Source organism: Enterobacter cloacae complex sp. SHL018 (genome assembly GCF_049237905.1).
Classification (GTDB): domain Bacteria; phylum Pseudomonadota; class Gammaproteobacteria; order Enterobacterales; family Enterobacteriaceae; genus Enterobacter; species Enterobacter hormaechei_C.
On sequence record NZ_JBMKJE010000001.1, the window covers coordinates 1,648,444 to 1,662,580 of the forward strand.

General features: G+C 57.8%; 8 protein-coding genes. All 8 read right to left on the bottom strand.

Going from position 1 to position 14,137, the window contains the following annotated elements:
• Positions 1-69 precede the first annotated feature (69 nt).
• The 8 genes from ACOTY5_RS08005 to tssH all read right to left on the bottom strand — a co-directional run bounded on the left by ACOTY5_RS08005 (position 70) and on the right by tssH (position 14,136).
• Positions 70-858 carry a macro domain-containing protein gene (locus ACOTY5_RS08005; RefSeq protein WP_052683444.1) on the bottom strand — a complete coding sequence of 263 codons (789 nt, stop codon included), beginning with the start codon at positions 856-858 and terminating at the stop codon, positions 70-72.
• Complete coding sequence (locus tag ACOTY5_RS08010) at positions 815-5,173, bottom strand: RHS repeat-associated core domain-containing protein (protein WP_072044153.1); 4,359 nt, start codon at positions 5,171-5,173, stop codon at positions 815-817. Before ACOTY5_RS08010 ends, ACOTY5_RS08005 begins: the two co-directional genes overlap by 44 nt.
• A gap of 3 nt (positions 5,174-5,176) precedes the next feature.
• Positions 5,177-5,617: a DcrB-related protein gene (locus ACOTY5_RS08015; RefSeq protein ID WP_045142089.1), complete on the bottom strand. Its 441-nt coding sequence runs from the start codon at positions 5,615-5,617 to the stop codon at positions 5,177-5,179.
• 75 nt (positions 5,618-5,692) lie between these two features.
• Positions 5,693-7,615, bottom strand: a complete 1,923-nt coding sequence (locus ACOTY5_RS08020; RefSeq protein ID WP_045142090.1) for a type VI secretion system Vgr family protein — start codon at positions 7,613-7,615, stop codon at positions 5,693-5,695.
• 197 nt (positions 7,616-7,812) lie between these two features.
• A complete protein-coding gene (locus tag ACOTY5_RS08025) occupies positions 7,813-8,574 on the bottom strand; it encodes an ankyrin repeat domain-containing protein (RefSeq protein WP_023303867.1) in 762 nt (253 codons plus the stop codon).
• Positions 8,571-10,037 carry a hypothetical protein gene (locus ACOTY5_RS08030; protein WP_045142091.1) on the bottom strand — a complete coding sequence of 489 codons (1,467 nt, stop codon included), beginning with the start codon at positions 10,035-10,037 and terminating at the stop codon, positions 8,571-8,573. The genes ACOTY5_RS08025 and ACOTY5_RS08030 overlap by 4 nt, the downstream gene beginning before the upstream one ends.
• 25 nt (positions 10,038-10,062) lie before the next feature.
• The gene (locus ACOTY5_RS08035) at positions 10,063-11,496 is read right to left on the bottom strand and encodes a serine/threonine protein kinase (protein ID WP_045142092.1); all 1,434 of its coding nucleotides are present in this window, start codon (positions 11,494-11,496) and stop codon (positions 10,063-10,065) included.
• Between the two features lie 24 nt (positions 11,497-11,520).
• Positions 11,521-14,136, bottom strand: coding sequence for a type VI secretion system ATPase TssH (gene tssH, locus ACOTY5_RS08040; protein ID WP_045142093.1), 2,616 nt, complete (start codon positions 14,134-14,136; stop codon positions 11,521-11,523).
• Position 14,137: the final 1 nt, after the last annotated feature.

The window sequence follows — 14,137 nt, forward strand, 5'->3', positions numbered from 1 at the left end:
TTAAATAAAAAACCTTGCCTAAGAAACCGCCAGAAATACCATAATATATGGTTAAATTTTTATTTAAAATTATAAAGTTATTACATTGCAATCAATCATTTTATAGCAAATATTTTTTAGTATTAATGACTCTATGACATTCCAATCACCACCACCGAGGCCAGCTCCTATCCTTGGCATTTGTACAGAAAGGCGATTCACTAAAGCAAAGTCAGATAATTTTTCAAGACAAACTTCCAGAGAGTCATAACAAACGTATTGTTTTTTGTCGTTGATATTTTTCTTTATACCATCCTGCGCATACATATTAGCAATAAATATCTTCTCCTGAGCATCAACCATAACAAAATCAACCATCCCTAATTCTGGGAAGTTATTTTCTTTGAAGCTACTAAGATAGCTTTTTTTTGCCGCAGGATATTTATTTGAAAGGGACAGAACAAAACCTTTACCCCACTTCCCTTTATTATTCACAATATGAGCAATAACTGTGGATTTTTTCAAAGGTTCCACAGCATCTCCAAACAAGTATTTTATTCGCTTTTTTTCTTGCAATGAACTCGTTGATGTTTGCCAGAAAACTTCAAATTCCTCATTCGAAATTTCTTCGGCGTCACTTAAGTCCAGGTCGCTTTTCTTACCATCATACAGCAGGAAGCCAACTTTTTCATTTTTATCTAGCAAAGAGGAAGAAGCATAATAATTACCATCTATAATATTTATTTGTCGCGTGGCTACCTCTCCTATGAACTCATTGAGAATAGTCCCTTCACCTGCAATAAAATCAACACTTCCTTTATAATATTTTTTCACCTCAACCACAACTCCTCCCACTTTTAACAATTCTTTTAGAGACATCAAGATCTTTTGTGTTTAAGATCAAAAATGTATTTTTCCGGGGTTCAATTACATCTAAGCCAGTAACATCTATTTCGACAAAATGGCTTATACCTTTTAATTTCCTCGCATCACCATATATATCAGCTGCTAATTGACCCAGAGACATTTTTCCAGTTCCTCCAACATCTTTGAGTGTTCGTCCGCCAATCATTTCAGGTCTGATATTAGTGAAGTATTGTCCATCCCCGAAACGGGCGTGTATATCTCCTGATGAAGGTCTTATTACACCACTTTCCGTGATACCTTTCATCCCTTCTTCAGTCGTGTAGTGAATTAATGTTTTAGGAGTCAACCCCCACGGATCCACCCAACCCAGCGCATTCGGCGCATACTGGTAAAGGTTTATCCCCCCCGCCAGCCCTATCGGGTCCTGCTGCGTAAATCGTCCGCAGTCCGGGTCGTAATACCGGAACAGATTGTAGTGCAGCCCTGTCTCACGATCCAGGTATTGCCCCTGCATGCGCAGGTTCTGAGAATATCCTGATACCTTCGTCTCGCTTTCCCGTAGCAGCTTGCCCCAGGCGCTGTTCACCCCTTCCCAGCGTACCTGCCCTTCGATATCCGTCATCCGCTCCGGCGTGCCGTTGGGCTGGCAGTGGAACCAGAAGATCTCCGGGGCATCAACGCCGTCAATACGCGCCAGCGGATCGTAGCTGTCCTGATCGCTGTAGACGTAGGTCAGCGGCACATCCCCGAGCACTTCCTGCAACAGCCGGAACCCTTCCCAGACAAACCGGGTGGTGACCGGCTTGCCGGTCGGCTGCCCAAACAGCATCTGGCGGCGCGTTTTGCTGATGCGTCGCCCGAGCGGGTCATAGCGGAAGCTGACCTGCGTCTGCGGCCTGTTGCGGTCCCGCGGCTGGCTGATGACCTCCGTCAGGCGGTGCTCGCCGTCGTAGCGGTAGTGCCAGCGGGTCTGACCGTTATCCTTCTCCACGGTGCGGCCGTGGATGTCATAGCGCCAGCGAATGCCGTTCAGCTGCGTCAGGCGGTTGTGAGTGACCTTCTCAGCCGAGCCTTCAAGCGGGTTACCGGCTGCATCCCAGCGCCACTGCTCCTGGCCGGGCAGCGTGCCGTCCTGAACCAGCAGACGTCCGGCGCTGTCGTACTGCCAGCGGTACCAGCTGAACGGGTTATCGTCCCGCTCTTCGCGGACCAGATTATTGCGATAGTCGTAATCCCAGCGGCGGGACCATCGGCGCGGCGACGGGCGCTGGGCATTGCCGGTAAAGACGTCCCGGCGATGCAGTCGTCCAAGACGATCGTATTCGCTGCGGGTGGTCAGCAGCCCCTGGGTGCGGCTGGTTTCACGGTGAAGTTCGTCGCGGGTAAAGTCGGAGACCGACAGCTTATCAAGGGCAATGCTGAGCAAATGTCCGCTACCGTAGTAAAACTGCTTCAGCTCCCGGCCATCGGGCAGCGTGACAGAGGTGCGGTTGCCCAGCGCATCATACTCCCACGCCAGCTCCCCGTGATCGCCCGTTTCGCGCGTGACGCGTCCGAGCGCGTCATACTCAAACACCAGCTCCTGCTCTGCCTCGGCGCTCCAGGCATCGGCTGAAAGCGCGGGATGCAGCCCAATCCGACTCAGAAGGCCGGACGGGGTGTAGTGGTAGCGGGTCTGCCCTTCCGGCGTGGTGCGGGCGACCAACTGGCCGCTCGCGCTCCAGGCGAAAGCGTGGGTGATGGCCTCCGGATGACCGGCGGCAAAGGTGCGCGCTATCGTACGCCCGCAGGCATCGTAGCGATACTGCGAGGCCACGCCATCAAGCCCTACCTCTTCCAGCAGTAGCGAGTCCGCACCCCAGCGGAACAGATACGCTTCGCCGTTTTCGTTTTCCAGGGCAATCAGACGCCCGCGGCTGTCCCAGCGGCGGTGCACCTCTTCACCCTGCGTATTACGGGTGGCGGTTAAGCGCCCTGCCTCGTCGTATCTGAACTCGCTCTCTTTCCCGTCGGCGCCCGCATGCTTCACCGGCAGACCACGTTCGTTCCATTTGAGCGACTCGGTCCAACCTTCTGGTCGGTCGAGCTGCACCGGACGCCCCGCGGCGTCGTAGCGGTAACGCGTCTCTTCGCCGTCGGCGCTTATCTCAGCCACCAGCCAGCCCAGCGGATGATAACGGTATTGTGTTACACGGCCCGAACAGTCCGTCGCACGCACCATCTGCCCGGCTTCGTTGTACTCCTGGTAGCGGCTGTTCCCGGCGGCATCAACTTCTTCAACCACCTGACCAAACTCGTCCCGACGCAGCAGCGTGGTCTGCCCCATCGGATCCACCACGCGTTTCAGCCCGTGATGTTCGTCATACAGGAACCGGGTGGCGCTACCGTCGGCTTCGATGATGGACGCCGGAAGCGCACGGTGCTCCAGCCAGGTGGTGGTGCGGGTATTGCCGTCGGCGTCGATCTCCTGCACCCGGTTGCCCATCTCGTCATAGACGAAGGTAACGGCATTACCCAGCGGATCGATGCGACGCGTGAGGAGTTCGTTGTCATCCCACTCGTAGCGCCAGTTCTCACCGCGCTCGTCAACGTAGCGAACAATCAGGTTTTGCGCGTTCCAGTAATGCTTTCGCGTCTGACCGTCGTAGTGATCGACGGTCGTCAGCCCGGCGGCTAAATCGTAGGTAAAGCGACAGCCGTCGCCGGTGCTGGTGCGATTTTCCACCACGCGCCAGTGGTCGAATTTTTGCCAGCGGTATTCGCTCTCCAGCCCGCCCGGCAGACGGTGCCAGACCATCAGGCCATCATCGTTATAACGGTATTCACGGGTTACCACGCCGGAGGCATCCGTTGCGCTGGCCAGCTGGCCGCGCGCGTCGTACCCCCACTGCATCAGCGGCCATGTCTGGTTGCCGTCAAAATGGCTGGCAGCGGTAACGCGCTGCGGGAAACGTTCATCGTCATAGCGCAGGGTGACATCGATCGCTCGCGGCTCATCGTGCAGACCGACCAGCCGCCCGTGCTCATCCCATTCCGTCAGCAACGCGTTGCCGTACTCGTCGCTGAGGGAGGCCAGGCGCAGGATGGAGGGGTTAGCGCGGGTCGGTTTATACAGACGCCACACCGCGCCGTCATCGTCAGCTATCGCCACGTCGCCGCTCTCATTGCGGCGGATAATGATGCCTTCGCTGATGCTGTAAAACGCGCGGTCGACCGGCGGCAGTTCAAAGCTCAGCTCGCGCCCGGTTTCATCGAACCAGGTGGCGTTGTTTTCTTCCAGCGTCAGATAGCTGTCAAAGGTGGTAGCCCAGCCCAGACCAAACAGCCCTTCGCGGGTGGTCAGGCTGTTGTAGCTGCGCTGCCAGCGCAGTGGAAAGCGCCCCGGCAGCGAGAAATCGAGTTCGTCGTCGTCATTCAGCACCTTCACGCCGGTAGCGGCATGAACCGGGTGCGAGGAGCCGAACACGGCGTTGACGGCCATATCAGCCAGCATCCCGCCACCGGCAGCAGCCAGCGCGCAGGGCATGTTTTTCAGGATCTTGCCTGGCCGCCCGCGCAGCAGGGAGAGCGCAATCATCCCCAGCGCCAGACCCGGCGTTTTACCGCTTTTGATATCGCGGACCGTGAGCGTGTCGCCGCCGATGATCACGTTCGGGGATACGTCGTCGGAAACGGTGCCCTCGCAGGTGGTGCGATCTTTTGCGCGCACCGCAGGCTGTCCGTTGATGAAGACGCTTTTCGAGCCTTCCGCCAGATACTGCGGCCCGGAGTGTTTATCACACGCCACCTTGTCTTCTTCCAGCGGCGAGGTCCCAGCGGCGGCAGAGGCGACGCTGGGCTGCCACATCTCGCTGCCGAACTGTCCGGCAGCGGAGAGCAGCATGCCCGCGTAGTCGGCAAAGCTGCCAGGCGACTGCGGCTCAGGGGACGGGGTATCGGCAGGCGTTAACGTCCCGGCTGCGCGTGCAGCGGGAAGTTTATTTGTCAGAACGTTGCTCGAACCGGTGGTGATTTTCCCCGCGGGCGACGGCGGGAAAAGCGCGTTACCCAGCCCTTCAGCGGCGTTGCTGATATCGTCGGTGATCCCGGCGACGTTCGCCAGAACCCCGCCGATAATGCCGCTCAACAGACAGCTGGATCCAATCGCCGCCACGCCTGCCGCTGCGGCCCCGGCTCCCAGCAGTGGGGCCGCGACGGTCGCTGCTGCGCCCACCGCCGCGCCAATCACCGCATAGGCGGCACCTTCCGCCACAATGCTGGTAATATCAGCAAAAATGCTGGAGTGAATAATCTCGTCGCCCTTACGGGCCGCGTTGTTATCGCTCATGCCTTACACATTCCGGTTGTCGTTTAGCGTCAGACTCTGCTTCAGTGCGCTCCAGCGCGCCTCGTCCTCTTCCGTAAAGGCTTTTAAGGCCGAGAGGGTAAAAATCATCAGTACCGGTTTGCCTGGCGTCTGCACGGCCAGCTGTTTTTGCCACAGGCGCTGGCCGTTACGGTCAAAGGTGGTCTCAACTTCTACCCCATCAATGTTGCCGGCAGGCCCGGCTTTTACGTGCTGAAATTCGCTCTGGGCGATCTCACCCATCTGATGACGCAGCACGTCCCACTGGCGGTGAAACTCTTGTTCGTAGTCGCTGCCATCCGGGATAACGCCGCGGCTGACCACCACGGACAGCCCGCTTTCGTCATCGCGAATAATGTTCATGCTGTTGTCCTGCCAGGCGGCAGGAAAAAGGGTAAAGGAACCTTCCTGGAGGGTGTATTTCATCGGTGAACTCGCGTCTAAAATTGCTAAAGGGTTTTACGTGCCGCCACGGACAACCCGGCGGCAGACAGAAAGCGGTTACTCTTCCGGGGGCGTAAATTTCTCCTGCACCGCCGCATCAATATCCCCTTTATGCCCCGATCCCGGCGCCGTTGTGCCCGGCTTGGTGCCCGACGTATTCAGGTGCAGCTTGCCGCCCGTGGTGATATAGCCGTCCCCTTCAACGAAGAAGTTGAACTCTTTGCCGATCAGGTTAATTTTGCCGTTAGCGTTAAGCTCAATAGCACTCTCGCCCGAGACCAGCCGCAGCTTCGTCCCGGAAGCAATAACATACTGCTCTACCGCCGCATCCAGCTTGCCTTTACCCGTCAGGATCTCGGTTCCGCCTTTCACGGCCTGGATCTGATTAGCCTCCACGCGATGCAGCTCATTTTTCTTCACGTAATGGCTGCGTGCGCCGCCAACGCTGTGCGTTTCATCATTCTTGACGCTGGTGTCCAGATTCCGCTCGGCCTGGATCCACACCTGTTCCGCGCCCGCCTTGTCCTCAAAGCGCAGGGCGTTGGCATTGTCGACTGAACCGTCTTTCGTGCGGCTCATAAAGCCCATCTGCGTCGCGGCAGCCGGCAGCGCCCACGGCGGCATGCTTGCTTCGTTGTATACGCGGCCGGTGATAATCGGACGGTCCGGGTCGCCGTTGATAAAGTCCACCACCACCTCATCGCCGACGCGCGGGATTTGCACCCCGCCGTAGCCCTGGCCCGCCCAGGCGCTCGACACGCGCACCCAGCAGGAGCTGGTGTCATCGCCCTTCGCCAGGCGGTCCCAGTGGAACTTCACCTTCACGCGGCCATATTTGTCCGTCCAGATACTCTCCCCCTGCGGTCCCACGACTTTCGCCGTCTGCGGGCCGTAGGTGCGCGGCCACGCCGTGCTCTGCGCCGGACGGTAGGACACCGACGCCGGGATAACGGTGAAATCGGTGCGGTGAATGGTTTCCCCCTCACCGCTCGCGTAGCGGTTCTCCTCGAAGTGGTAACCCGCCGCCGTCACCAGATACTCCCCGTTGTCACTGAAGAACGGCGCGTTGGACAGGGTAAAGATGTGGCCCGGCGCAATGCCCGCCGCCGTGGCCGTCGCCTGAATCTGCTGATGCTCCACCTGCCAGCGCTCCTGACGGATTCGGGCGTAGAACTCCGCATGGCCTGTCTCCACAAAGCGGCCCGGCCAGTCGTACACGTCGATGCTGCCCGGCTTCGGGGACGCCGGGTTCTGCTGCGCCTGGAACAGCCACGCGTTCGGCTTGCGGAAGTCATAGTCGTCGAGGCTGTATATCCCCGGCGTCACGCTGTCCTCCAGTGCCCACTGACTGATGCCCTCTTCATCCGTACTGCCGCCGGACGGCGTCTGGTGGTAAGGAATGACTTCATAGCCGCTGAACGGCTGGTGCTGGGTCGCGGCGTCGGTCAGTACCAGGGTATGCTTGTCGGCCTCGTGGCTGAAGTAGTACGCAATCCCCTCCAGCTCCATCAGGCGGCTGATGAAGTCCAGGCTCGATTCCTGATACTGCACGCAGTAGTCCCACACCCGGTAGCTGCCGGTAAGTTTGTCTTCGAGGTTAACCTGATGCTCACCCAGCAGGGTTTTGACAATCTGCGGTACCGTCTGGCCCTGGAAGATACGCAGGTTACGGTCGCGCTTCATCGGCCACAGGTCCGGCTCCACCGTCAGCTGGTACACCGCGTAGCGGGTGCCCGTCAGCTCCACGGCGCTCACCGCCACGCGCGTCACCTTGCCGTTGATATAGCGGGGGGTGAGCAGGTTCTGCGTGGGGATGGTCACCGTGACCGGCTGGCCCAGCAGCTTGCTGCGGTCAATGCGCGCGTCCGTACCAAGCAGGGTCAGCGTCAGCGCGAACGACTCGGACATCGCCTCACGGCCGGAGAGTTTCCAGAAAAGCAGCCCCTCAACCGGGAGCTGGACGGTAATTCGGTTGAGCATAATCTTTATTCCGTAATGGTTTATGCTGGGAACGTTTATGAACGTAAAGCTAATTTCGACGAGGTGGTTTTGGATTGATGCAATGCTGGGTTGATTTGTCTGGAGGTACGAACTTTCGTTTTTATAAATCCAAAGAGTGCAGGCTAATGGAAACTCCGGAAAAGACCTTATCTCTGGCTTTCATGAAAGTTGAGCAATCACTTAACCGGCGCAGGTGGCCACACGCCCCCTTTCTGAATAAGTTTCTCTTTTATTTCATTTAACTTCTCGTATTGCTCGCTGCCTCTATCAAGTCCACTCAGCGCGTCCGCAAGCGCATTACTCATTGACCAGCCATTTTTAGCCTTAACTGACGGGTCCGCTCCACGATCGAGCAGTAACAAGACATGCTCGTAAGCCTGGTTATCCAGCGCATCAAACACCAGCGTTTTACCCAGTGAATTGGTTGCATTGACGTCAGCTCCGCGATCGAGCATGGCTTCCAGAGTCTCTGTGTTTTTCGCTTTAAGCGACTGGAAGACGATCGGTTCGTGGAAGACCTTATCTTTCACGTTGGGTGAGAGGCCACCGTCCAGCATCGCATCGATCCAATCCGCGCTGTCCCCCTTCAGGGCAAATTCGGCAGGGCTGCTTTTTCCCTGCGGTCGAGGCTGGAGCGGATCTGCGCCGGCCTTAACAAGCAATGTAATCACCTTTAAATGGGGCGATGTTTTTTTATCATTAATCGCGTTGCCGATGGCCCAAAAAAGCAGGGTCATATCCTGCTTTCCCGGTTTATTAAGATCGCTTTCTGGTGCAAGCGTCTTCACCGCGTCGACATCACCTTCTTCAATCGCTTTCGCCAGTTCAAGCTGCTGACCGCTGAAGTAGTCCTGTGGATTAAGGTCCATATCCTGCTTACACCCCTGAATCATGAATAAAAAACATAACGCGACAAAAGCCATCAACCGTTTTTTCACAATCGACTCCCGATTATCGAAATATCCTCGTCCTTCTGTTGCTCTATGCAATCAATCGCCTGATTAATCCCGTGGCGGTCCAGCGCGCTTCCGGTTCCACCGGGAAGATCGTGGGGTATTCCGGCAGCATTAGGGCTCAGCGCAGAGATTTCCTCTTTGAGGATCCACGAAGGGACATGCCCTTTCATCGTTTTCAGATCTTCCCAGGGGTTAACTTCCTGAATCTTCGTCAGCAGTTCACCTTCAACCCGATACGCCTGGATATTATCCGTACTGCCTAATATCTTACCGCCGTATTTTTCTACGGTTCCGGCATTCAGGCCGGCGGCGTTGAACGTCCACCCCGCTTTCCCGCTGCCCATAGAGGTTGCAGAGGCGAGGCCACCGCCAAGGGAATGACCGGCAATATCAATATTCTGGCCTGACCTTGCCAGCTCCTTACCAATACTCACGGCCTTTTTATAATAATCTGAAGCCATACCCATGCCCTGTGAGAAGTTATTCGACCAGTCAGCCCCGTTTACCACCGGCGCCAGCTCCCCTTTGGTCAGTAAAGAGGAGACATTCTCAGACAGAGAGGCGAAACCAGGCTCGCGCGATCCCCTGAATACCAGTGTGGGGTTCATATCTGTACCAAACACTTCCGGCTTCGGTTGATAGACGCGCGCCAGAAAATTGGGGGACGTATCATCGTCAAAGAGCATTGATTTGTTCAGCCCGAACTTTCCTAACAGCGCATCGTCATTACTGATATCCGTCCACCCCTCCGGCACGCCCGGTGTGGTTTCCAGCGGGTTCACGGTCTTATAAATATTTTCCGCAAGCTTCGCTTTTTCCACCGCGATATTATTCGCCGCCAGACGCTTCGCGGCGATCTGGGCATCCGGATAAAGGCTATTACTCCCCTTCGCAATCAGATCTTTACGCGCCTGCCAGCGCTCTGCTTTGGTCATCTTCTGAAGCTGCCCGGCATAGGTTTTACCGTCCTTGCCCGGAGTAGGTTCATCCGGCACCTGTGCCGTTTTAGATTTCACCACCTGTTTTGGCAGTACCGTTGGCGCAGGGCGAGATCCGTACGTTCTCACCATGGTTTCGTAGCGGTCGACAATCATACTCACCGGATACCAGCCCAGGCCGACCAGCGAGGCAGCCTGGAGTTGCCCTTTGGCATTGATATAAAAAATTTCCGTTACTGATGACCAGTCACGAAAACTTTCGTCAATGGCAACCACTCTGCCCATCTCTAAATCCTGCGCGATCAGCGTGCGGGTATCGCGCCCGGACTGATAAGGATTCGCACCGGTGATCGTGCGCAGCAGATCGTAGCGCGTGAAGAGCGAGCGCAGCGAATGGTCGGGAACCGACATAATCCACTGTCCGGCAACGGACGGGCGGATTATTTTCGCAAACAGCGCTGGCGAGACGTTCTCGTGGAACAGATAGACAAACTTGATGTTATACATTCGCTCCGTCCTGTTACCCGCAGGCTTACGGATTCACCAGCCAGGTGCCTGGCTTCGCAATATCCAGCGTCTGGGTACGCGTTCTTCCATTGCCTTCCAGTTCAATGCGGGTCTCGCCCGCAGGCAATTTCAGCGATGCGTAACCGTTATTCCCCGGACGCAGCGCTTTAGACTCGCCGTTCACCTTCAGCGTCTCGCCATCAAGCATGCGAATGTAGACCAACGCGACCGGGCTGGCGTCGACAGGCGGCGCACTCTGCTGCGCCGAAGCAGGTGGCGCAACCGGCTCGCTCACGTCTGCCGTTGCCGGTCTGGTTTCCGCCTGGGCGGAGGTCTCAGCCGGAGGGCTCACGGCAGGCGTTTGCGCCGTCTGCTCTGGCGTTTCCTGACTGTCGCCGCCGAACAGCATCGCACCGGCAACCACCCCAACCAGCACGCCCGCAGCCACCAGCCCCGGAAGCTTGTAACGTCGCCAGTCCAGCGCGGAAGCAGATGTCTCCTCTTCCACCGGCACCAGCATCGTGCCGGTCTTCTTCGCGGTCAGCACCTCGTCGATACCGGCGACGGGCATCTCGATCAGCGCCGCGAACTCCTCAATGGATTGCGGACGGTCTTCCATATGCAGCGCCAGCGCCTTGTCGATGGCCTGTAGCAACGGGATGGAATACCCCTGCGGCATCAGCTCCACCAGCGGTTTGCAGGTGTCCTGAATCGAGCGCACCACGCTGACCGGTGGCGGAGAGCCCACGATGAGGGTGCGCAATACGGCGCCGAGCGCGTAGATATCCGTCCACGGCCCCTGCTCGCTTTCATTGTCGTCGGTATACTGCTCGATAGGCGCGAAGCCCGGACGCAGCATGGTTTCCGTCTCATCCGAGAGATTACCGATGGTGCGGCGCGCCGATCCGAAATCGAGCAGCACCGGCAGGCCGTTATCCTGAATCTGAATGTTATCCAGCGAGATGTCGCGGTGTAGATAACCCTCGTCGTGGATCGTTTTGATGGCGCCGAAGAGCATTGGCAGCATGCGGCGGATCCACGCCTCGTTAATCAGCTCCGGTTTCTCTTCGCGCAGACGCGACAGCGTGGTACCGCTGTAAAACAGCGTCCCCATATAGGCCGTGTCGTTTTGCACCCAGAAACGCAGTACGTGCAGCAGGTTCGGGTGGTTAAAGCGCGCCAGCAGGCGGGCTTCCTGGATGAAGCTGTTCAGACCGGCAGAAAACGCTTTGCCGAAGCGCTCGCTGCGCAGCACCAGCGTCATATCCTCGCCGCGCACGGCGAGGGAGGAAGGCATAAATTCTTTGATAGCGATAGTGCGTTCGAGCTGGTGATCCCAGGCGCGATAGACGATGCCGAATCCGCCGCCGCCAATCACCTCTTTTATCTCAAACTCATTGAAACGGTACCCGACCGGGAGCGCGTTTGGGACAGTCCGATTGTTATCATTATCCGTCATCTTTTACAGTTCTCTTGATGATTATTACGCGGCAAACTGACAGTGGAACTCGCCCTGCTCGCAGGTGACATGCAGACGTCGGTACTGCTCGTCGCTGCGGCTGGCGGTAAGTAAAATCTGGCTCATCTGAGGCAGCAACGTATTGGTCAGAATCGCATCCACCATACGCCCGCCCGACTCAACCTCGGTACAGCGCTGAACAATCTGTTCGACCACGCTGTCGTCAAATTCAGAAATAATGTTGTGATTCTCTTCCAGACGACGCTGAATGCGCCTGAGCTGAAGACGCACAATCTGCCCCAGCATCTCGTCGCTCAGCGGGTAATACGGCACCACCAGCAGGCGGCCCAGCAGCGCAGGCGGGAACACCTCCAGCAGCGGCTGGCGCAGGGCGCCGCTTAACGCGTCAGGCTCCGGCATCAGTTCCGGGTCGGCGCACATGGCTGCGATCAGGTCGGTGCCGACGTTAGAGGTCAGAATAATAATGGTGTTACGGAAATCAATGTGACGCCCTTCGCCGTCCTCCATCCAGCCCTTGTCGAAGACCTGGAAGAAGATCTCGTGCACGTCCGGGTGCGCTTTTTCAATTTCATCCAGCAGCACCACGCTGTAGGGACGGCGGCGCACGGCCTCGGTTAAGACGCCGCCTTCACCATAGCCCACATAGCCCGGAGGCGCACCTTTTAACGTCGAAACGGTGTGCGCTTCCTGGAATTCACTCATGTTGATGGTAATAACGTTCTGCTCGCCGCCGTAAAGCGACTCCGCCAGCGCCAGCGCGGTTTCAGTTTTACCCACGCCGGATGGCCCGCAGAGCATGAATACGCCGACCGGTTTGTTCGGATCGTCAAGCTTCGCCCGCGAGGTTTTTACCCGACGGGCAATCAGATCCAGACCGTGACGCTGACCAATAACCCGCTGGTTCAGCGTGTCGGCCAGGTTCAGCACCGCGTCAATCTCATTTTTCACCATCCGGCCCAGCGGGATCCCGGTCCAGTCTGAGACCACCGCAGCCACCACGTTCTCATCCACCGCGGCAAACAGCAGCGGTTCGTCACCCTGTAAGGTCTTCAGCGCCTGCTGCTGTTCTGCCAGCTGGCCGCGCAGTTCAGCCGTATCCTCATCACCCGCCGCAAACAGCGCGGCACGCAGACGGATAATCTCCTGCACCCGCGTGCGCTCTTCTTCCCAGCGACGGGCCAGAGCTTCGCGCTGGGTTTCGAACGCGTCACGTTCGGCGGTTAAGGCCGCCACACGCGCCGGATCGCCCGCCCCCACGCGCACTTCGCGTTCAGCAATCTCCAGCTCCACGTCCAGGGCCGCCAGGTGACGCAGACAGTCTTCCAGCTGGGCAGGCGGCGCGCTCTGGCTGACGGCCACGCGCGCGCAGGCGGTGTCCAGCAGCGCCACCGCTTTATCCGGCAGCTGACGCGCAGGAATATAGCGATGCGACAGTTTCACCGCCGCGCTGACCGCTTCGTCGAGGAGTAAAACCTGATGATGGGTTTCCAGCGGCGACACGGTGCTGCGCAGCATCAGCACGGCTTTGGCTTCGTCCGGCTCGTGAACCTGTACGGTCTGGAAACGGCGGGTCAGCGCCGGATCTTTCTCAATGTATTTTTTGTATTCCGCCCAGGTGGTCGCGCCGATGGTGCGCAGTTGCCCGCGCGCCAGGGCAGGTTTGAGCAGGTTAGCGGCATCGCCGGTGCCCTGCTGACCGCCAGCGCCAATCAGAGTGTGGATCTCATCGATAAACAGAATAATTGGCGTGGCGCTGGACTGCACCTCGTTAATCAGCGCCTGGAGGCGCGCCTCAAATTCCCCTTTCATGCCCGCGCCGGCCTGAAGCATGCCGATATCCAGCAGCCACAGCTGAACGTTTTGCAGCGGCTCCGGCACGTCGCCGTCAGCGATACGCAGCGCAAGCCCTTCCACCACCGCCGTTTTCCCGACGCCGGCTTCCCCGGTCAGCAGGGGGTTGTTCTGGCGACGACGCATCAGAATATCGACCATCTGGCGGATCTCTTCATCGCGCCCCACCACCGGGTCGATTTTCCCTTCCCGGGCGCGCGCCGTCAGATCCTGACCATACTGCGCCAGCGTGCCCTGCGCAGCCGGTACGGCCCCAGCAAGCGCGTCCGCAGCGGCGGCGGCCTGCTGGCTCTCTTTGCTGCTGGCGCAAATGGCGTCGAACTGCTCGATCAGCACCTCGACGTTAAGACGGGTGAACTGCGCCGAAATGCTTTTCAGCACGTTAGCCAGATTCCACGTTTTCAGTATGCCGATCAGCAAATGGCCGCCGCGGATGCGGCTGACGCCAAACTTCAGCGAGCCGTAGACCCAGGCGCGCTCGACGGCGCTGTCGATATGCTCGGAAAGATCAGACACGGAACTCGCGCCACGCGGCAGGGCATCCAGCGCCGCCACGATATCGCGCGTCAGCTGCTGTTCATCAAGGGCGAAGTGACGAATGACCTGTTGCAGATCGCCATCCTGCTGCTGCATCAGCTGATGCAGCCAGTGCACCAGCTCAACGTACGGGTTGCCGCGCAGCTTACAGAAGGCAGTCGCGCTTTCCAGAGAGGTAAATAACAGCGTATCCAGTTTGCCGAAAAGCACGGCACGGCTAATTTCTGACATG